This window comes from Mycolicibacterium sichuanense (assembly GCF_033741125.1).
Lineage (GTDB): Bacteria > Actinomycetota > Actinomycetes > Mycobacteriales > Mycobacteriaceae > Mycobacterium.
Genome location: NZ_JAWQPU010000004.1, coordinates 116583 through 136478 on the forward strand (window position 1 = coordinate 116583; position 19896 = coordinate 136478).

Annotated in this window: 20 protein-coding genes and 4 tRNA genes; 8 read left to right on the forward strand and 16 right to left on the reverse strand. The window is 66.8% G+C overall.

The window, feature by feature from the left end:
• Positions 1–26: 26 nt before the first annotated feature.
• From SBI80_RS13865 to SBI80_RS13905, 9 genes are all read right to left on the reverse strand, one after another.
• Positions 27–512 (reverse strand): SRPBCC family protein, encoded by a 486-nt coding sequence (locus tag SBI80_RS13865; protein ID WP_318975756.1) that lies wholly within the window; start codon positions 510–512, stop codon positions 27–29.
• A gap of 51 nt (positions 513–563) precedes the next feature.
• On the reverse strand, positions 564–1028 hold the full coding sequence (locus SBI80_RS13870) for an Rv1352/Rv1906c domain-containing protein (RefSeq protein WP_413232721.1): 465 nt from the start codon (positions 1026–1028) through the stop codon (positions 564–566).
• Between the two features lie 48 nt (positions 1029–1076).
• Positions 1077–1316 carry a hypothetical protein gene (locus SBI80_RS13875; protein WP_318975370.1) on the reverse strand — a complete coding sequence of 80 codons (240 nt, stop codon included), beginning with the start codon at positions 1314–1316 and terminating at the stop codon, positions 1077–1079.
• A 137-nt stretch (positions 1317–1453) separates the two neighbouring features.
• Complete coding sequence (locus tag SBI80_RS13880; protein WP_318975371.1) at positions 1454–1624, reverse strand: CsbD family protein; 171 nt, start codon at positions 1622–1624, stop codon at positions 1454–1456.
• A gap of 461 nt (positions 1625–2085) precedes the next feature.
• Complete coding sequence (locus SBI80_RS13885; protein ID WP_318975372.1) at positions 2086–2220, reverse strand: ANTAR domain-containing protein; 135 nt, start codon at positions 2218–2220, stop codon at positions 2086–2088.
• Positions 2221–2804: 584 nt separating this feature from the next.
• Positions 2805–2879, reverse strand: a tRNA-Val gene (locus SBI80_RS13890).
• A gap of 15 nt (positions 2880–2894) precedes the next feature.
• Positions 2895–2965, reverse strand: a tRNA-Cys gene (locus tag SBI80_RS13895).
• A gap of 27 nt (positions 2966–2992) precedes the next feature.
• Positions 2993–3065, reverse strand: a tRNA-Gly gene (locus SBI80_RS13900).
• 199 nt (positions 3066–3264) lie between these two features.
• A complete protein-coding gene (locus SBI80_RS13905; RefSeq protein ID WP_318975373.1) occupies positions 3265–3774 on the reverse strand; it encodes a DUF6636 domain-containing protein in 510 nt (169 codons plus the stop codon).
• A gap of 110 nt (positions 3775–3884) precedes the next feature.
• Here SBI80_RS13905 and SBI80_RS13910 point away from each other — a divergent pair.
• Together SBI80_RS13910 and SBI80_RS13915 are read left to right on the forward strand one after the other, a co-directional pair.
• A tRNA-Val gene (locus SBI80_RS13910) sits at positions 3885–3956 on the forward strand.
• 379 nt (positions 3957–4335) lie between these two features.
• Positions 4336–4770, forward strand: a complete 435-nt coding sequence (locus SBI80_RS13915; protein WP_318975758.1) for a pyridoxamine 5'-phosphate oxidase family protein — start codon at positions 4336–4338, stop codon at positions 4768–4770.
• 203 nt (positions 4771–4973) lie between these two features.
• Here the strand turns inward: SBI80_RS13915 and SBI80_RS13920 are convergent, their stop codons facing one another.
• The gene (locus SBI80_RS13920; RefSeq protein WP_318975374.1) at positions 4974–5372 is read right to left on the reverse strand and encodes a hypothetical protein; all 399 of its coding nucleotides are present in this window, start codon (positions 5370–5372) and stop codon (positions 4974–4976) included.
• Positions 5373–6180: 808 nt separating this feature from the next.
• On the opposite strand from SBI80_RS13920, the gene SBI80_RS13925 reads away from it, so the two are divergent.
• The gene (locus SBI80_RS13925) at positions 6181–7614 is read left to right on the forward strand and encodes a sensor histidine kinase (RefSeq protein ID WP_318975375.1); all 1434 of its coding nucleotides are present in this window, start codon (positions 6181–6183) and stop codon (positions 7612–7614) included.
• On the opposite strand, the gene SBI80_RS13930 is transcribed toward SBI80_RS13925, so the two are convergent.
• From SBI80_RS13930 to SBI80_RS13940, 3 genes are all read right to left on the reverse strand, one after another.
• Complete coding sequence (locus SBI80_RS13930) at positions 7549–8220, reverse strand: response regulator transcription factor (RefSeq protein WP_318975376.1); 672 nt, start codon at positions 8218–8220, stop codon at positions 7549–7551. The two genes, SBI80_RS13925 and SBI80_RS13930, sit on opposite strands and share 66 nt — an antisense overlap.
• A gap of 119 nt (positions 8221–8339) precedes the next feature.
• Entirely contained in the window at positions 8340–9596 is a 1257-nt protein-coding gene (locus SBI80_RS13935; RefSeq protein WP_318975377.1) for a COG4705 family protein, read from the reverse strand.
• A 618-nt stretch (positions 9597–10214) separates the two neighbouring features.
• Positions 10215–10997, reverse strand: coding sequence for a hypothetical protein (locus SBI80_RS13940; protein WP_318975378.1), 783 nt, complete (start codon positions 10995–10997; stop codon positions 10215–10217).
• A 378-nt stretch (positions 10998–11375) separates the two neighbouring features.
• Here SBI80_RS13940 and SBI80_RS13945 point away from each other — a divergent pair, with 378 nt between their 5' ends.
• The 5 genes from SBI80_RS13945 (at position 11376) to SBI80_RS13965 (ending at position 15741) form a co-directional block, all read left to right on the forward strand.
• The gene (locus tag SBI80_RS13945; protein WP_318975379.1) at positions 11376–11630 is read left to right on the forward strand and encodes a winged helix-turn-helix domain-containing protein; all 255 of its coding nucleotides are present in this window, start codon (positions 11376–11378) and stop codon (positions 11628–11630) included.
• A 513-nt stretch (positions 11631–12143) separates the two neighbouring features.
• Positions 12144–12515 carry a hypothetical protein gene (locus SBI80_RS13950; protein WP_318975380.1) on the forward strand — a complete coding sequence of 124 codons (372 nt, stop codon included), beginning with the start codon at positions 12144–12146 and terminating at the stop codon, positions 12513–12515.
• 702 nt (positions 12516–13217) lie between these two features.
• Positions 13218–13904, forward strand: a complete 687-nt coding sequence (locus tag SBI80_RS13955; protein WP_318975381.1) for a sensor domain-containing protein — start codon at positions 13218–13220, stop codon at positions 13902–13904.
• A gap of 24 nt (positions 13905–13928) precedes the next feature.
• A complete protein-coding gene (gene pip / locus SBI80_RS13960; protein ID WP_318975382.1) occupies positions 13929–14900 on the forward strand; it encodes a prolyl aminopeptidase in 972 nt (323 codons plus the stop codon).
• 130 nt (positions 14901–15030) lie between these two features.
• The gene (locus SBI80_RS13965; protein WP_318975383.1) at positions 15031–15741 is read left to right on the forward strand and encodes a type III PLP-dependent enzyme domain-containing protein; all 711 of its coding nucleotides are present in this window, start codon (positions 15031–15033) and stop codon (positions 15739–15741) included.
• Here SBI80_RS13965 and SBI80_RS13970 read toward each other — a convergent pair.
• The 3 genes from SBI80_RS13970 to SBI80_RS13980 are packed head-to-tail and all read right to left on the reverse strand — an operon-like array spanning position 15732 to position 19894.
• The gene (locus SBI80_RS13970) at positions 15732–16436 is read right to left on the reverse strand and encodes a response regulator (protein ID WP_318975384.1); all 705 of its coding nucleotides are present in this window, start codon (positions 16434–16436) and stop codon (positions 15732–15734) included. The two genes, SBI80_RS13965 and SBI80_RS13970, sit on opposite strands and share 10 nt — an antisense overlap.
• Entirely contained in the window at positions 16433–18952 is a 2520-nt protein-coding gene (locus tag SBI80_RS13975; protein WP_318975385.1) for a DUF4118 domain-containing protein, read from the reverse strand. Before SBI80_RS13975 ends, SBI80_RS13970 begins: the two co-directional genes overlap by 4 nt.
• A gap of 18 nt (positions 18953–18970) precedes the next feature.
• Positions 18971–19894, reverse strand: coding sequence for a potassium-transporting ATPase subunit C (locus SBI80_RS13980; RefSeq protein ID WP_318975386.1), 924 nt, complete (start codon positions 19892–19894; stop codon positions 18971–18973).
• Positions 19895–19896 lie beyond the last annotated feature (2 nt).

Sequence of the window (19896 nt, forward strand, 5' to 3'; positions counted from 1 at the left end):
CGCACGATGGCGCGATTCATTCCCGGTCAGCCGCGCGGGTATCCTCGCCGCACCGTCCGGTCGAGGATGCCGAGCGTGCCGCGCAGGGCGTTCTCCGACACGACCGGGAAGATGCCGGCCTCGCGCCACTTCGGGTCGATGTCGGTCCAGTCGTAGAACGAGGTCACGACGGTGGCCTGGCCGTCGTCACCCTCCGGGGTGAGGCGGTAGCCGTAGACGTGGCCGATCGGGGGCTTGATCTGGCCGAGAATCGTCCAGGCGATCACCTCGTCGCGCTCGAACTCGGTGATCGACACCGTCACGTCGTACTTACCCATCGGGAAGTCGTTGAGCGCCTCGCGGTCCATGTGCACCACGAAGCTGTCGCCCACGGCCGTCACCGGATCGCCGTCGGCGTCCTGGAGCATGCCGGTCGCGTCGATCGCGACGTGGCCCTGCGGGTCGCACAGCAGTGCGAAGACTTCCGCGGGCGGTGCGTTGATGGTGCGTTGGACTTCGATGCGATCGGCCACGACGTCGATGGTGTCAGACGCCGTCACCGACGAATTGCGTACCCGGTCGCGTCAGGGCGGGGGAGCCTGTCCGGAGGCTGCCGCCCTGGCGTTCAGCTGGGCGAGGTAGCCCTGAAGTTGTAGCCCCGCGAGAGCAGGTGGCGGCCCTGCGGCGGGCGCGGCTCCGTCGGTGGACAGCTGCCAGGGCTGGCACCCGTTGGTCTTGAACGCCTTGTCGGTCGGGTCGATTTGCACCGTCTGCGGCTTCTTCGACAGAGCGTTGTCGATCGTCGCGCCATCCGGGTTGCCGGTTCGCCTCCAGAAGCAGGTTCCATCACCGACGGGACCGGCGGAGGTGTACACCCCTGGTGCGATGTCGGTGCCAACGGCGTACGTGCCGTCGGCGTCGATGGAGGTCTTGGGCGCCGGTGGCGGGGTCGGGGTGGCGGCAGTCGGATCGGCTTCGGCGACACCGCCGGCCATCAGAACGGCCGACACGGCAAGCGCCCCCGCTGCAAAGGCCCGATTCACCCACATGCCAAACAGCTTAGACGGTCTTCGGAATGTGCGGCGCCGGGAGTGACCTCAGGCGTTGACGGTGAGCGGGTGCTCGCGGTCCTGCAGGACTTCGGTTCCCAGGGCGACGATCGCCGCCTGCGCCAGTGCCACGACGAGGATGGGCCAAGCCGCGCCAGCGGCGACGCTCATCAGCCAACCGTGCTGGGCCGGTTCCCGATCGTCCCGCAGTCGTCCGGACAGCATCGCGGCCACGACCGACGTGACGATCCAGCCGATCAGATAGCCGTACCCCAGTGCACCCACCACGAGCCCCCCTTGCAATTCGCTGGGGGCAAACTTACCAGTACGTCATTTCTGCTGCTAGAGGTTCCAGCGGATGAGTTCATGCAATTCGGCCCGCCCTCCCTGGACGGGAGGACGGGCCGAACGACGGCTACGGGCGACTATTTGAAGGCGTCCTTGACCTTCTCGCCGGCGTCCTTGAGGTTCGCCTTGACCTGGTCGACCTTGCCCTCGTTCTCGGTGCTCTTGTCGCCGGTGACCTTGCCGCCGGCTTCCTTGGCCTGACCGCCGAGATCCTCGACCTTGTTCTTGGCCTTGTCCAAAGCACTCATGGATTTCAACTCCTCCAATTGTGTCCGGCGTGATCGTCCGAACGTGGCCTTGGTATGCCACCGATCGCCGATTTCGAAACGTGCCGAGTCGTCCTTGCCTGCCGCCGCTGGGTCGACTGGTCCTTCTCGTGGCGTTGGCCCTCAGTGCGACAAGCGGTTTCGTTCGGCCAGCGGGTCGTCGAACTGGCCGGCGACATCCACCCTCTTGACGACGGCCGCTACCCCGTCGCATGCCCTTTGACGCGCTGGGACGCGTCTTGGCGACAGCGGTCGACTCGAGGGGTCAGTCGCTCGCAGCGGCGCGCGTTCCACGAGCCCGAGGCCGGCGTAGCCCGTCGCTAGGAGTGAGTCGCAGGTCTTGACCAGTGCGTTGGGCTGGTCTTGGGGAAGCCCGTCCAGTTCCTCGGTCAGTTGGCGGGCCAGGACGCGCAGCTTGACGGTGGTGGCCTGTGACCACCACTTCAGAAGGTGAAGGCACGATCGGCGTCGATGTCGTAGACCTGCATCAAGAAGCCCTTCGCGCGCTCGATGCGCACCCGGCTCACCACTACGTCGGCGAGCTGCTCGGGAGTGAGGACGGCCAGCGAGGCTCGCACGATGGCCGACCTGACGGCGTCGACGTCGACGTCGACACCGTGGAGTTCTTACTCGGCGACGGCTCCGAGAAGCAACCTATCGAAGTTGACCTCGGCCACTCCCGTCCCCTTTGGATTTCCGTACCGGACAGTGGGTCGGCCCGAGGACTGGGGAGCGATTGACGTAAGCCTACGCGCGTCGAGAAGGGGACGAGGCGCCAAGGGGTTGAATCATCGCCCGGTGGGCAAGCCCGCACGGCGACTCGGCCCCCTCCGTGCCTGCGTCGCCGCGGTGCAGGCGTCGTCGGAAGTGTGGCTCTAGCCTGGTCCGGGGGCCCGATCGTGATTGCTGCGCAATGCCTTTGGCGCCGAGGTGATGGCAGGTCAGGTCTGCGGGGTCCCGACCCGAGGGCAGCGATCGTGACAGTGATTCGCCGCCCCCGATGGACGCTCTCACGATTTCCGCGTCGACTGCGCGGAACTTGGTAGCGCTGCACCCCGGGCCGGACAAGGAGAAGCTATCGACTCATTGCGGGTGCTCATTAGGGCCTAAAGTCACTTCGACGCGGTGCAGGTGCGAGGTGACCGCGGTCCTGCTAACTAACTGGTGCGCGATACTGGGATTGAACCAGTGACCTCTTCCGTGTCAGGGAAGCGCTCTCCCGCTGAGCTAATCGCGCCGGGATCCAACTCGGAGGTGGAGACGGGAATCGAACCCGTGTGCACGGCTTTGCAGGCCGTTGCCTCACCACTCGGCCACTCCACCGCTGGGGTTGATGCTTCTACACCATCGAGCGGATGACGGGATTCGAACCCGCGACCCTCACCTTGGCAAGGTGATGCGCTACCAACTGCGCTACATCCGCGCGCCACGGGCGAGTTCGTCGCCCATCGCGAAGGATGACGATAGTGCATCCATACGCGGGCACACAAATCCCGACGAACTCCCCGGTCAGGGGCCCCAATCGTCGCCAGGACGGCCCGTCGTCGAACTGCGGGACTCGCTCCGGTGCGCCACCGTCGTCGGCGAAAGCGGGAGTAACGCAAGCACTTCAACGCACGGCGTCAGAACAGCCGATACTGCTCGCGGGCGATCGTGAATCCGTGCCGGGTGGCCGAGTCCGTACAGGTGATGCCGGTCTCCGCACTGTCACACCGCAGGGCGCCCGCCGCGATCGACTGGCCGTAGGGCAACGGCGGCCCACCGTGCAGCGCGGTGTCACCCGCGCAGACGAAGGTCGCCGGCGAACCGGCCGACAGGGTGATGCCCTGCCCGTAGTCCAGATCGCAGTCAGTCGGTCGTGGCGGGGGGCTCCAGGCGCGCTCGGCGACGTCGCAGCGGACGCTGCGCGGATCGATGAAGCAGCCCACGTTGCCCGATGGCGAGGTGAACCCCACCAGCTCCGCAATGGTCACCGCGGGCGTGCTCGACGCCGTCGCCAGCGATGCGCGCCCGCCCTCGGAGCGTGCAGGTGCCGACGGACCCGAGGTCGGCAGGGGCGATGGCTGAGCGCCACACGCGCCGGCCGCCAACACGGCGGTTGCGATGACGAGAAGGCCAGCTCGGCGCGTCATGGCCGGACGATACCGCCGCGTTCGGCCCCCGGCCCGGTGGTCGGGATTCTCGGCGTCACGCAGGTGCGTGATAATGTTCGTCGTCCATCGATGATGGATCGATGCCCCCAGGTCTCGTAGCTCAGTGGGAGAGCGTCCGCCTCACACGCGGAAGGTCGCTGGTTCGATACCAGCCGGGACCACCCCCAAGAACCCCGCTCCAGGGGTTCGTCGCAGGCATCGGTGTCCTGGCCGGCGGTCGAAGCAGCCGGCGCGGGCCTCGAAGCCGACGTCCTCGGTGCGCAGGCCGGGCAACTCGCGAACCTCGGACCGACGAGGCGGCGGAGTCGCGCAATGGTCGCGTCTGGGAACGTGCCAGTTGCGTTCTCGACGTGGTGAATTCGGGCGATACGTGCGGTGTTCATCCTCGCCGACCCCCTGTGCGGAGGGGACTTTGTGCCCGGCTCTAGGTGACCCATGCCTCGATCCGGGCAGCAGGCTACTGATTTAGGTTCGAACGCAACGCTTCCGGGGCGCTGGTGGCGGATGCTTCACGGACGGATTGGATCGAACATGACCACCTTGGGTGCAGACTCGGTCGACCACCTGACCGATCTGGAGAGCTGGAACTTACTGGGTAGCGTTGCCTTGGGGCGGCTGGCCACGAGCGTTGCAGATCGGCCGGAGATCTTTCCGGTCAACTTCGCCGTCCAGCAGCACACCATTCTGCTGCGTACCGCAGAAGGCACGAAACTGGTGCACGCGATGTCGAATGAGCATGTTGCGTTCGAGGCCGATGGCTACGACCCCCAAGAGGGCTGGAGTGTCATCGTCAAGGGACGGGCCTACGTACTGGGTGCCTCGGAGTTGGCCGAAGCCGAACGTGGGCAGGTGCTGCCGTGGACCACGACGGTCAAGGATCGCTTCATCCGCATCGTGCCCAGCCAGATCAGCGGGCGCAGATTCCGCTTCGGGGACGGTATCGAGCAACCCACTGTGCCGCAGCACATCTGGTGAATATTCCCTGATTTATACGAACTCGCTGTCACCAATTCCAGCACACGCAACTGGCTCGAGCCCTATTTCCTACCGAATTTGCCGCACGGGCTACTCCAGGTGACGATCGCCAGCCGCAGTCGTTCCACGCTCGACCGTCGTCGTCCGTCGGCGAGGCAGAGGTCGAGGAGCTCCTAGTCGGTCAAGGCGGTGAGCCACGCCCGTTAGGAAGTCGCTGCCTTCGCCGCGGCAGCATCGGCAGCTGCCTTGGCGGCCCGCCCTTCCGGGCTTGCCGCGGAGAACCCTGACTTGGTGGCCGTGGCTTCTGGGTTTTCGCAGTTCAGCGACAGCGCGACGGTCTTCCCGCTTGTCGAATGGCTGCCCTGCTGCGCGATGCTCTCGTCGCGCTGGTTGACGACCAGACACTTGTCCCTAGCCAGCTGGTCGCCGAAGGTGGCGGAAACGATGGGCTTGAAACCCGCGCTGGTCAATGTCGATGAGGCGTCCGCGAACGCTTGGCCCGTCACCGAAGGTGACGCACCGGCGTCGGCATTGGACATCGCGAACATCGACAGGGTCATTGCCACCGGGCAGGCAATCCGGACGATCGAGGGATGCAACATGTCGACCTACTTCCCGCGCTACTTCCCGCGCTGAGTGCACTTGCCTTCGCCGGCCTGGACGCGGCGCGTCCCTCGGGCGTTCTGAAGTGTGCTAGCCGTCTGCTTAAGAATCGCTGAATGGCCTTGCACCCCGACCCCGTTCGTGCACGGTGACACCACGGGAGGCCAGCAACTCCGGGCAAGCTTCAGCGGTTTCTCAGGAGTGTCCATCTACGTTCGATGGTGCGACATCGGTGGACAGGTGGCGTACCGCCGAACACGAGCTGCCGGGCCGCTTGAGTTCAGTGCATACGGAAGTTGGGATGGACACATGCGAACGAATTTCGCAGTGGCACGGTGGCGGTCTGATTGGATCCGCCGATGGGCGGCCGGACTCGGTGGTCTGGCAGTGGTGGCCATGGCAGCTCTTGGCTTGCAAGCGAACGGCACGGATGTCGGCAACGTGCACGTCCGCAGCGCCGGTGCGATGCAAACGGGCGTGACGACGAGCCAAGCGGTCGAGACGGCGTCGGTTGCGCCGAGCCTTCTGGCGACGTCAGTGGCCTCGCCCACGTTGAAGGCCACACCGGAGTGGGGTCAGCCGGCCGAGCCGTGATTCGATGGAGCCAGTTGGCGCGCCACGCACTTCGCTCCGAACGCGACGCCCAAGACCCCTCGGCGGCGCGATGAATTCCATCAGGTCCTGACCTGCCCGTTGATGACCCAGGCGAATGTTGCAGTGTCGGAGAACTTGCTGATCCGGTTGATCCCGACGGGGGCAGGTCGGTGATCGTTCGAGAGATCGCACGATCGCGGTCACACTAGAGCCATGAGCACGTCATTCTCGGTTCTTGCATCACCCTCGAAGTGGACGGTGCGCACGCGAACCACGGTGGCGTCCATGGTCGTCGTGACACTCTGCCTGATGCTCGCCGGTAGCGCGCTGCTGGTGGTGTTGTTCCAGTCCCTGGAGTCCTCTGCTCGGCTGACCGCTGACGCCCGCGTGGCGCAAGTGGCCGAACAGCTGACAACGGAACCGCCGAGCGAACTCGACGCATCCCTGCTGGCCACCGACAGCCAAGTCGGCGTGGTGCAGGTGGTCGACCCGGCGGGCAAGATCCTCGTTGCTTCTGCGGGTAGCCCCGCGTCACCCCTGTCGTCGGCGAACGTGCCGACGGGCTCCCGGCGCTACCTCGGTCGGGTCGAACTCGACAACGCCGATGACTTCTGGGTCATCGGTACGACGGTGAGTACGCCCGCGGGGCCTGCGCTGGTACTGGTTGGCGCGGACCGGGAACCGGTCGAGACGGTCGTCACCACCATCGCCGGTCTGCTCGGCATTGGTGGTCCCATCGTCGTCGCGCTGGCTGGCTTCGGTACGCACTGGCTCGTCGGAGCAGCCCTGCACCCCGTCGAGCGCATTCGGGCGCAGGTGTCTGCGATGACCAGTGGCAAGCTCGCCGACCGGATACCAGTTCCCGCCGCCGACGACGAAATCGCCCGTTTGGCCGAGACGATGAACGAGATGCTGGACCGCCTCCAGGCCGGGCAAGCAACTCAGCAGCAATTCATCAGCGACGCTTCGCATGAACTACGAAGCCCGCTGTCCACGATCACCGCGGCGCTCGAGCTCGCGCAGGGCAGGCCCGATTTGCTGGACGATGCACTGATCGACGAATCCCTCCTGCCGGAGGCGCGTCGCCTGCACCGCCTCGTTGAGGACCTTCTGCTGCTGGCCCGTTCGGACGAGCGATTCGAAGCGCATAGAGACGTCGACGTCGATCTCGACGACATCTTGGATGCCGAAGCGGACCGGGTTCGGGCGATCACCGGATTGACGGTGTCGAGCCAGATCAGTCACGTCCGCGTCATCGGCGACCCGCGAGCACTCGCTCGGCTCGTGCGAAACCTGGTCGACAACGCGATCCGTCACGCCGACAACAACATTCACCTGGAGTGCCACAGTTCCCACGCCCACGCGACGATCGTGGTCGAGGACGACGGGCCCGGGATCCCTCCAACGGAGCGCCGCAGGGTCTTCGATCGCTTCGTGCGATTGGACACCCCACGTGCCCGTGATGCCGGCGGCGCCGGACTCGGTCTGGCGATAGTCAAGCAGATCGCGGAGACTCATCACGGCACCGTCGAAGTGAGTGAATCCGCTAGCAGCGGTGCACGGTTCGTTCTGCGCCTGCCGCTAATTGCAGGCCAGCCGGTACCCGATGCCGCGCACCGTCTCGATGCCGTGATCAGCGAGCGGTGAGCTGAGCTTGCGCCTCAGGTACCCGATGTAGACCTCGACGATGTTGTCGTCACCGTCGTAGTGGCTGTCCCATACCGACCGGAGGATGTCGCTCTTGGTGACCACGGACCCACGATGGCGCATCAAACATTCCAGCACGCCGTATTCGCGCGGCGTCAGTGACAGCTCGATGCCCGCCTGCGTGACACGGTGGCGTGCCGGATCGAGTTCCAGGTCGCCAACCGTCAAGACGGCCGGGCGCTCGGGTGCACCACGACGCACCAGTGCACGAAGGCGCGCGATCAGCACCACGAAGGAGAATGGTTTGATCAGGTAGTCGTCAGCTCCCAGGTCGAACGCATCCGCCAAGTCGTACTCTCCGTCCTTGGCCGACAGCATCAGAACCGGTGTCCATACCCCCCGTGCCCGCATCTCCCGGACGATCTCGTAGCCATTCTTCCGAGGAAGCATGATGTCGAGGACGATTGCGTCGAAGCTCTCGGCGACCGCGGTGTCGAAGCCGTCGTCTCCGCGGTGTTCCACGTCGACCACGAATCCCTCGGCGACAAGGCCGCGGCGAATGGTCTCGGCGAGGTGGACCTCGTCCTCGACGACCAACACACGCATTACGGGACCTCCATGGGCGGGGATTCAGTACATCAGAGCCAGCGGTACCGATCCGATGCCTTGGTGAATCGCGCAGTCACCGCCGTATGACGATCCCGTGTCTGCGTTGCTCTGCCCGGTCACGTGAGTGAAGTCATCAGCGTCGTGAGCGTCTGCGTCTCGGTTGCCGGATCGGGGTTGCTGGCTCGTATTGCCTTGAGAGCCTTGTCGATTCGTCCGTCCAGCACCGTCCATCCGCTGTCGTCCAGCGGTTGCAGGGTCGGCTGGTCATCGTCCCAGGCCGTTTCGAGGTCCTTGATGCGGGCCGTGGCACCGGCTTGATCACCAGCGCGAACCTTGGTGAGCGTGTCCTGGACGATGGCGCGGTATTTCACCACGACGTCCGGCGGGAACTTCGCAATTGCCGACTGACCGGGGGCCAGAGTCGCCGATGTCGACGGTCCGGATTCCTCGCTGGCTGCTGCGGTGGCATGCGGTTGGCCGTTGGCCCAGACGAGCAGCGCACCGGTGGCGATGGCGACGGCCGCGTACACCCCCAGCATGACCAGCTCGCGACCGCGTTTCGTCGACGTATCGGGCACCGGGGCCGCTTCGGGTGTCGCGATGACGTCCCTACGGGTGATGGTCAGATAGATGACGGTGGCCAGGATCGCCGCCAGGAAGACCAGGCTCGTCATTGCAGTACCCAGGCCGAGACCCTGCTGATCTGGTGGCAAGCCCAGCCAGTCGCCAAGGTTGGCACCCAAGGGACGGGTGAGGATGTAGGCCAGCCAGAAGGACAACACGGCGTTGGCACCTAGGCGCCACCCGAGCGCGATCGCGACGATGAGGCCAGTCGGGAGCAGCACCGACGTGCCCGGACCCCAGCCGGTGAGTTCCAGGATCCAGTCACCTGCGGCAGTCCCGAGCGCGAATGTCACCAAGATGGCGAGCCAGTAGAACAATTCCCGGGGACGTGTGACGATGCTGTGGATCGACAGCGTGCGCTCTCGGGCCCACCATAGGCCGAAGACGACCGCCAGTACTACCGCGAAGACGCCGGTGCTCAGCGCGAGCGGAACGCCGAGATCGTCGGTGAGGATATCGGTGTAGAGCGTGCCCGTGACGCTGATGACGACAACGGTCAGCCAATAGGCCACCGGCACGTAGCGGTCTAGGGTGAGCTGCCAGCCAAGGGCGCCGGCGAGGACCACGGTGAAGATGAGGGCCGTCGTGTTGAGGCCAAGCCCGAGGGTCATGTTGATCCAGTCGGCGAAGCTCTCGCCCACGGTGGTGCAGAGGATCTTGATGATCCAGAACCACACGGTGATCTCGGGAACCTTGCTCAGCATCGTTCGCGGAGACTCGACCTGCGCAGATATCGTTGGCTCGCTCACGAGGCTGGACGGTAGCGATGGGTGGCTGAACGAACGCTGAGAACACCGCGCGGCCAACTAGTTCGACGCCACCTCAGCCGACGAGTCGACCGTCCATTGGCAGTAACCCGAGCGAGGGGTTGGCTGCCGGTGCCTCATCCGTTGGTTCCGGGCGGTCCTTGAAAATCAGTCGTCTCCTGAGGGAAGGCGCGATGCGACGTCGGATGAACGCTTTCCGATGGTGGAGGAGTGGCTGCGGCGTGGGTGCTCGGTAGTGCAGGCCGGGGCGGGGGCTGGGTGCGATCGCCGTGGCCGGCGGGTGGGCGGCTCCGAGAGATGGGGCCGGGCCCGCCGGCGGCGGAATCGTGGTTTCCGACGGTGGCCCTGGGGAGCTCGGGGTGAGAGTCGCCGATGGCGAGGGGATCACCGCGCCGGTGGGACTGACCGATTCTCGGGACACCACGAGTATTGCCGAGGCGACGACGCCGATCGCCAGAACGCCCGCGACGCACGGGGCAAGCACGGCGTAGCGGTGCGAGGGCGCCCCGATCGCGGAGAATCCTGCAGGGCCGCAATCGTGGAGGTCAGCCTGGACCGTCGACCGCACTGAAGGGGGAACTCGACCAAGACCGTGGGCTGTTAGAACTTCTCGACGACGGTGGCCTGTTCACGCTCGGCCGGTCCGGTGGCTTGGACGGTGAGGATGAGCCCAACACCGCGGGCGTAGTACTTGTTCTCGGCGGGACCGGTCGGGTCGAGCAGATCGGTGTCCTTGGTGACCAGGAGGTCTTTCACGGGCCCGGTGAGGGGGGTGGTCTCAGTGCCGGTCAGGCTCAGCACCTCCCCGGTGTCTTCGGCGACGCCCCGGGAGTACTCCTGACGGTACTGGTCGCCGACCTCCGGCTGACCCGGCATGACGATGCCGGGTTCGGCTCCGTCGACTCCGGCTTCGAATGATCCCGTGGTGTCGACGGTGCCGGCGTCGAAGGCCTTCGTCGCTTCACCGAAGTACCAGACGTTGCCGTCGCGATCTTGAGCGAACCAGTCCAGGGTGTCTTCGCTGGGCGTGCCGTTCAAGGTGACGGTGTCGTGAACGACCACCGTGGTCACCCCCATGATCATCCTGGTATCTCTAGTGACCTCGGAGGTCGTCCGTTGGTGCCCCTGGGCGGTGTCGGATTCATAGATCATCCGGGTGCCGGGGGTGAGCGGCATGAAGGGATTGTCGATCGTGGTGGAGAAGGCCGCAGGATCGATCGCGGGGGCATAGGGTGCGCTGATCTTCATCGGTGCTCGGCCGCTCGGGGGTGGTGGGGTCGGTGCGGCGGCCGAGGCGACCGGCGGGGCCGACGTGCTGGTGACCGACGTCGAGGTGGTACCGCCCGTGCACGCGACGCCGGTCGCGGCCAGCGACGAAACCACGAGGGAACCCAGGAGACCCCTCCAGCGTCGGTAGGACATGGCCGGAAGTTACGGACCAACCGCTGAGTAATCGCTGAGAACGACGAACACTGTGTGCCGAACAGGTCACCGCGACCTTCGACGGGGACGACTCCACGTACATCTGCGCGACCCGCGTCATGCCAGGCGCCGAAGGACGCACGGTCGAATTGGGGCGTGACAGGCCTTCGACCCGCCAACCGTCATCGTTCGGCACGGTCTCCACCACGACCTGCGCGGTGTGTTCGTCGTCGCGGGGAGCGGCAAGGACCACCAACAGGTCATTCCCACCCGCAACGACGAATACGGCGCGGCCACTTCCCCGTGCGGTCTGGGCGCGGCCGCCCTCCCCTTGGCGGGGTGCGCCGTTCAACGCCATACCTGTGTCCTTCACGCCTCACCGAATTCGGCCTGCTGCGCTACCTCGTGCTGAATGCAGGGATTATCCTGTCCAAGAACACCATTCGCGACCAGGTTTGGCATCAGAGCCCCGCTCAGCGGAGCACGATCGTGGAGTCCTACATCTCACACCTGCGCCGCAAGATCGACTCCATCGGAGACCCTTTGATTCACACAGTCCGTGGAGTGGGATACGTGCAGCGCGAGGAACGGTGATTGCGACTATTCCGGCGGTGTGGTTGCCATGGCGCCGTCACGCGGCGCTGAACGCGGCCGGCCCACATTCGAGGATTGGTCGCTGAAGATGAACCCCACTCGCAACGAGTGCAGCAAGACTTTGCGCGCTGGCCGCGAGCAACCACAACGTCCAAACTGCGGCACATCCGAACTCGCCGTGGGTGTTTCGGGGTTGCCGTCCTGGCATGCCAGTCACGCCGATACTTCGCGCTCGGCTTCGGCTGGTTTCTGGCGGCAGGTCGCCCGGTCAGAGTGCATCCTCTCTGATCGGCCGCTCACGACTTCCTGCCAACATGCTGTCGGCTGTGGTATCGGGGGAAAGGCGGACCTAAGAATGGGAGGTCGTCGGGTCGACGCGATCCGGGGGCGTATTGGCCCTACTCGCGGTGAGGCGCGCAGCCTCGCGGCAGCCCTACAACGAGGAGACATGTCGACGTGACCACCAACGTAGGGGTCCGGGCCTCGCGTCCCACCATGAAGCACACTCTCATCGTGACCGGTCTCATTGGGTTCGCCGGCGCCGGTGGCTTCTTCGGGGCTGCGCCCGCATCCGCGGATTGCGCGCCCTCGTTCACCTCCATCCCCTGCACGATCGTGACCAATGTCGCTGCGGCGCCTGGGACGACGGCCGCTAGTCTCGCTGCGGCGCCGGGCACGTTGGCGGGCAGTCTCGCTTCGGCGCCGGGCACGTTGGCGGGCAGTCTCGCTTCGGCTCCGGCCACCTTGGCGGGCAGTCTCGCTGCGGCGCCGGGCACGTTGGCCAGTAGTCTTGCCGCCGCGCCAGCCACGCTTGCGGGCAGCCTTGCGGCGGCGCCCGGCAAGTTGTTGAGCGCCATCCAGAATGGTGGCAGTGCCCAGCCGTGATGTGGTCGAGCATGAATTGACCAGCGTGCCCTCGGATGACTGGGTTCTACGTGCAGTAGTGCCCGTGTTAGCAGAGGCTTGACCCGGCGCCTGCGAAGCGCGGCTGGGTGACTGCCTTGGCCAATCTCTGAGATTGGCGGCGACGCCATCGATCGGGTCATTACCCGATCGGTGACGTGCATTGCTGCGTCGAGGGCGTTCGCCCGGATCGCCGCCCAGGCAGTGGCAGCGTCCGGCCGTGCGGTGAGCAGCGGACCAAGGAGACCCCACGCGGTGGATGAGCCGCAGAAGGAGATGGCCGCGGTCCTGCCATCGAGTCGCGCTAGCAGGCCTCGATCGCGCCGTGGAGGTGGCGCGCACCAAGCTCGCCGACCATGGAGACTACCCGTCGGACGCCTTGCGGCTGTGCCGCAGCACATCTGGTGAACCTTCCCCTCTGATCTGGGGCGAAATCTCTCACCAAGTCCAGCACGTGACGGTGTCGTGAACGACCGCGGTGCCCACTTGCACGAGCGTCGCCGCATGACCGAGGGCCGAGCCGCAACCGTTACCGAGAACGTAGTGCATCGTTACCACGAAATGCGGCCGCGCTTATGGCATGTGGCGGTCGCGGTACCGCACCATTGGCGTTCACGTGTCACGCGGCACGGCCACGGTGCGCCGTCACCCCAGACCCCGGCCGGGCCGCAACGGGAGGTTTGAATGCGCCGAGTGCTTGTCACAGTCGCGATGGCGACTACCTGCATCCTCACCGTCGCCAGTTGCGACGACGCAACGGTCAGTGCCGAGACCCCCACCACCGAGACGATGATTCCTCGTCCCCTCGTCGCGCGCGAATTGGCTGGGCTGCTGCTCGACCCCGGGCAGCTCGACGCCGCGATGGGCGCATCGGCGCTTGCCGTGACGAACGACCAGTCCGCGATGTCCGACGACAGCAGCACGATCGCTCCCGCGGAATGCCTGGCGATCGACGGGGCGGCCGAGGCGGCCGCCTATGCCGACAGCGGATCGTGGGCCGAGCATGATCGAAGCCTCAACGACGGAGACCAGTTCACCCACTATCTCAAGCAGGCCGTGGTGCTCTTTCCCACACCGGAGAGGGCCGGTGAGTTTCTCGATGCTTCGGCCCGGCAATGGGCGACGTGCCGCCAGTACACCCACCTGCAGAGCGGGACGAACTGGTCGGTCGGGCAGATCTCCAGCGCGAGTGACGCGCTGAGCACCACCACGATCGAACAGGACGCGGCTGCCCCCGGTTGGGGATGTGGGCGGGCACTGGTGTGGCGCAACAACGTGATCGCCGACGTCAACACCTGCAGCGCGAACCCCGGCGACTCGGCGCTGACGATTGCCAACCAAATCGCCGCCAACGTGGCCGCCAGGTGGTGACGACTCGCCGCTAGCGTGACACCCGTGTCCGGTTTCGAAGCAGTGGACGAGGCGTTCGAGCGTGGGTTGCTCGACGTCGGCGATGGCAATCACGTGTACTGGGAAGCCAGGGGCAATCCCGACCGACGACCGGTGCTCATCGTGCACGGCGGCCCGGGAAGCGGGAGATCGCGCCGGGCGCACCGAGGTTTCGACACCGAGCGGTTCCGTGTCGTGGTCTTCGACCAGCGTGGCTGCGGTGACAGCCAACCCAGCGCTGCCGATCCGTCGACCGACATGACCGTCAACACCACCGAGCATCTGCTAGCCGACATGGAGATGCTGCGCGCGCACCTGGGTATCGACCGGTGGCTGCTGTACGGCGGATCGTGGGCGGCCACGCTGATCCTGGCCTACGCCGAACGGCACCCGGAACGGGTCGGCGGCATCGTGCTGATCGGCGTCACCATGACCCGATCGCAGGAGATCGACTGGCTCTACCGGGGCATGCGACTGGTGCGCCCCGCCGAATGGGAGCGCTTCCGCGCCGGGGTGCCGATCGCGGAACGGGACGGCGATCTCGTCGAGGCCTACCGGCGTCTGATGGAGCATCCCGACGCAGCCGTGCGGGAGCAGGCCGCACGCGACTGGTGTGCCTGGGAGGACGCGGTCATACAGCACGAAACCCTCGGCAGCCCTGGCCAGTACGGCGCCAAGCCGACATCGGACATGCTTGCGATGGTGCGGATCTGCACGCACTACTTCGCCAGGGGCGCGTGGCTCGGCGACGGTCAACTGCTGCGAGACGCGCACCGGCTGCGGGGCATCCCGGGAATCCTGATTCACGGCCGGCTCGATCTCGGCTGCCCGGTGCTGACCGCATGGGAGCTCGCCCAGGTTTGGCCCGACGCGGAGCTACGTGTCATCGAGGATTCCGGCCACACCGGCAGCCCCGCGATGAGGGCAGCCGTCAGCGCGGCCATCGCCGAGTTCGCCGCGCGACGATGGGATGGTTGAGCGCGTCAACGCCGTGTCAACGTTGTGGCGCCGAGCGTATGAAGGTCGTCAGGGTTTGGTTTCCGGGGTGCGATCGGGCGTATGACTTGATGATCGCCGCGCATTGGGCGGCGGGTCAGGAGTACTTCCGGTGGTCACCTTCACCGACGTCGAGCGGCCCCTCGCCGCTCGCGACGTCCTTCACCGAATGGGGCAGTACCGCAGGGCATTCCCCGGATGCAGCATCACCTGTCCGGCAGCTGTCCTGAACTCTTCGGACGTGGCGGACGCCGTGCGTGACCGCGGCCAATTGGTCGACGTGCGCTCCCGTGCCGAACTCGCGTTCGTGACGGTCCTGGGCGTTCCGGCGTCCCGGCTCGTCGTGCACGACGACGGCGTCACGGCCGCGCCGCTGCGATGCGCCGCCCGGGTGGGTGTCGGCCGGGTGGTGCTCGGCTGCCCTCAGCAGGTGCCGGTGCTCGCCCAGGCGGTCGCGCGCCGACGGCAACCCGTGCTCGTCGACACCACGACCGCTCTTGCGGATTGCACCGTCGCGGCGGCCGCCGCCGAACCCCGGCTCGACCTGGTCGGGTTGCACGCCACCCTGGCCGACGATGCGCCCGAGTCGGCGTACCTCGGTGCCGTCGCCGAGCTGATCGCCAGGATGGCGCACGTCCGCCACGAGTGGGGCGTCATTCTGGTGCGGGTCAGCCTGTCCGGCGGTTCGGTGCTCTGCGATCCGGATGCTCCGGTGGGCGCCCTGCACCGCCTGGCCGCCGGCCTCGAGGATGCCTTCGACGACGCGTGTGCGCGCACACGCTTTCCGCGGCCGGCGCTGACGCTGGCTCCGCGTCACGGCTGAAAGCGATACCCCATACCGGTTTCGGTCAGCAGATGCTTGGGATGCGACGGGTCGTCCTCCAGCTTGCGCCGAAGCTGCGCCAGATAGACCCGCAAGTAGTGGGATTGGTTGGCGTGGTGCGGTCCCCAGACCTCGGTGAGCAGTTCCTCCTGCCCGACCAGTTTGCCGGGGTTGCGGACCAGGATCTCCAGCATTCCCCACTCGGTGGGCGTCAGGTGCACGTTGACCCCCTTGCGGGTGACGCTCTTGGCGGTGAGGTCCACGCTGAACGCCGCGGCGTGCACCACCGGCTCGGCGATGCCGGCAGCCGCTGCACCGCGCCGCACCGCCGCGCGTAGGCGGGCCAGGAATTCGTCCATGCCAAAGGGTTTGGTGACGTAGTCGTCGGCGCCGGCATCCAGCGCCTGCACCTTCTGGTGGGGATCCGTGCGCGCAGACAGCACGATGACCGGCGCCGTCATCCACCCCCGTAGCCCTTCGAGCACCTCGATGCCCGACATGTCCGGCAATCCGAGGTCCAGGACCACCACCTCGGGACGCTGCTCGGCCGCCGCGCGCAGCGCCGCCGCGCCGGTGGCCGCGGTGATGACTTCGTACCCGCGGACGGACAGGTTGATGCGCAACGCGCGCAGGATCTGCGGTTCGTCGTCGATCACCAGGACCGTGGTCTTGGCGGTCGCCCCGGCCGGACTCACCGCTCACCCCGCGGCGCCGCCAGGTCGATGACCACGGTCAGGCCTCCACCCGGGGTGTCGGTCGCGTGCACCGAACCTCCCATTGCCTCCACGAACCCCTTCGCCACCGAAAGCCCGAGACCGACCCCGGTGGTGTTGTCGAAGTCGCCGAGCCGCTGAAAGGCCTCGAACACCTGATCTTCGGTGCCGCGCGCGATTCCCGGCCCCTCGTCGGCGACGTTGAGCAGCACCCGATCGCCAACGCGCGCGGCGTTGATGCGCACGACGCTGTCCGGTGCATAGCGCAGCGCGTTGTCGATCAGGTTGCCCAGCACGCGTTCCAGCAGTCCGCTGTCGGCCATCACGACCGCGTCGCCGACCTCCACCTTGACCCGGGCCAGCCCGGACTGGTTGAACCCGGTGACGCCCTTGCCGATCCCGACCAGTGCCCGCTGCACCGCCTCCTCCAGATACACCCGGTTCAACTGGGGTGTCACCACGCCGGCGGCCAGGCGCGAGGAATCCAGCAGATTGCCCACCAGGGCGGTGAGCTGATCGATCGATTCCTCGACGGTGGCCAGCAATTCGGCGGTGTCCTCGGGGGAGAAGCCGACATCCTCGGCCCGCAGGCTCGACACCGCGGCCTTCGCCCCGGCCAACGGCGTGCGCAGATCGTGGCTGACGGCCGAGAGCAAGGAGCGTCGAAGTTCGTCGGCCTGCGCTATCGCTTGCGCCCTGCCCGCCTCGTCGGTGAGCTCGCGCTGCTTGATCAGCCCCACGGCCTGCTTGGCCACGACGCCCAGCACGCGGCGATCGCGGGCGGCGAGCTGCCGCCCCGACATCAGCATCCAGAACTCGTCATCGCCGACCTCGATCGCCGTGTCCGCGGAATCAACCGTGACGCAGGGGCTTTGACCGACACAGGCTACGATCCCGGTGCCGGTGCGCAGGATGCTGACCGCGCGCTGGCCGTAGGTCTCGCGGACCCGCTCCAGCAGCGTCGGCAGATCCGCGCCGCGCAGCACGGCGCCGGCGAACAGCGTCAGCAGCTCGGCCTCCTGGGACGCGCGCCGGGCCTCGCGGGTGCGGTTCGCCGCCCGGTCCACCAGCACCGCCACGGCGATGGCCATCGCGAGCAGCACCACCTCGGTGACCGCGCTGTCCGGTTCGGCGATCGTGAAGCTGAACCGGGGAGAGGTCAGGAAGTAGTTGAGCAGCAGCCCGGAGAACAGGCCGCACAGGATCGCGGGAGCCACCCCGCCGAGCAGCGCCACCAGCAGCACCCCGACGAAGAACAGCGCACTCTCACCGCTGATGCCGAGGTACGGGTCGACGAGGAAGTAGGTGACCGCGCAGATGACGGACGGCACCACGATGGCCGCCAGCCAGGATGCCAAGCGTCGCTCTCGTGGCGAGATCGACTTCAACGAGAAGCCGCGGCTGGCCTCCTCGTGGGTGACCATGTGCACGTCGATCTTGCCGGATTGCTGAACCGTGCTGGCGGCGATGCCCTCGTCGAAGATGCGGGCCCAGCGTGACCGCCGCGACGTGCCAAGCACCAGCTGGGTGGCATTGTTCTCGCGCGCGAAGTCCAGTAGCGCCGCCGCGACGTTGCTCCCGGTCACGGTGTGCACCGTCGCGCCGAGGCTCGTCGCGAGCTCGCGGACCTTGCCCATCTGTGGTGCCGAGACGCCCGCGAGTCCGTCCCCGCGCACGACGTGGACGACCATCAGCTCGGCACTGGACCGGGAAGCTATCCGCGAGGCCCGGCGCACCAACGTCTCCGACTCCGTGCCGCCGGTGACGGCGACGACGACGCGTTCCCGTGCCTCCCACGTGTCGGTGATCTCGTGCTCGGCGCGGTACTTCGCCAATGCGGCGTCTACCTGGTCGGCCAGCCACAACAGCGCCAATTCGCGTAGCGCCGTCAGGTTGCCGCGGCGAAAGTAGTTCGACAGCGCCGCGTCGACCTTCTCGGGGGCATACACGTTGCCGTGAGACATCCTGCGCCGCAACGCCTCCGGTGAGATGTCGACGAGCTCGATTTGATCGGCTCCCCGGACGACGTCGTCCGGGACCGTCTCCTGCTGCTCGATCCCGGTGATCTGGGCGACCACGTCGTTGAGGCTCTCCAGGTGCTGCACGTTCACCGTGGTGATGACACTGATGCCGGCGTTCAGCAACTCATCGACGTCCTGCCACCGCTTGGCGTTGCGGCTGCCGGGGGTATTGCTATGCGCGAGCTCGTCGACCAGCACCACGTCGGGCCGCCTGGCCACCACCGCGTCCACGTCGAGCTCGGGGAAGCGTGATCCCCGATACTCCACGTAGCGCGGCGGAATCATCTCGATGTCGGCCACCATGTCCGCGGTCTTCTTGCGCCCGTGGGTCTCGACGACCGCGGCAACCACGTCGGTGCCCCGATCGATGCGGCGGTGTGCCTCGCCAAGCATCGAGAACGTCTTCCCGACGCCCGGGGCCGCGCCCAGGTAGATGCGCAACTCTCCGCGTTTGGTCCGGTACTGGGAGGTGGTCACGCCCGTCATCCAGCCGGATCAGCCCCGCGCCGGGTACTTTTGGTCCAGCTCCAGGTTCAGCTGAACGACATTGACCCGGGGTTCACCCATGAAGCCGAGGTCGCGACCCGCGGTGTTGTCGGCCACGGCCGCACGCACCTGGTCGACGCCGATGCCGCGGGCCTTGGCGACCCGGTCGATCTGGATGTCGGCATAGGCGGGGGAGATGTGCGGGTCGAGGCCGCTGCCGCTGGCCGTCACCGCGTCCGCGGGCACGGCGGGGTCGGCGGGCGCCGCACCCCGGATCGGGACGATCTGGCCGATCGAGTAGTCCTCGCCGAACTTGGCGCACTCGACCTTCACACCCTCGTAGGTGTCGAGGAACGGTGCCGAGGTGGACGTGCACGGTTCGTTGACGCTGACCACGCGGGTCGGGCCCACCACATTGCCGCGGGCGTCGCGTGGCCCGATCACCGAGAGCACCGCGCCGACACCGCCGCCGGTGCAGAAGGGCCGTCGGCCGTCGACGCCGTCGAGCGTGCCGATCGCGGCGCTGCGCGCACAGACCGTGGTGAGCAGACTCGGCTTGTAGCCGGCCTCGGCGGGATCGCCGCCAGGCTTGAGCTGCGCGGGGTCGGCCGGGGTGTCGACGATGCTCTCCGGTCCTAGATTGCTGGCGCCGCTGGCCAGCGGGTCGTAACCCGCGCCGGCCGCCGACGGCCTGCTCTGGAAGTACTTGGGAATGGGGTTGCCGTCGGCGTCGGTGAAGGACTGACCGATCAGGGAGCTGGCGACGGGCTTGCCGCCGACCTCGATGATCGAGCCCTGCGCCTTGTCGCTCAGACCGGGCACTAGGGCCAGCGCCCACACTACGAGCGGGTAGGCGATGCCGGTGATCACGGTGAGCACCGCGAGGGCGCGGATGGCGGCGAGGTGCTGGCGAATGAGGTTCTGCAGATTCATGT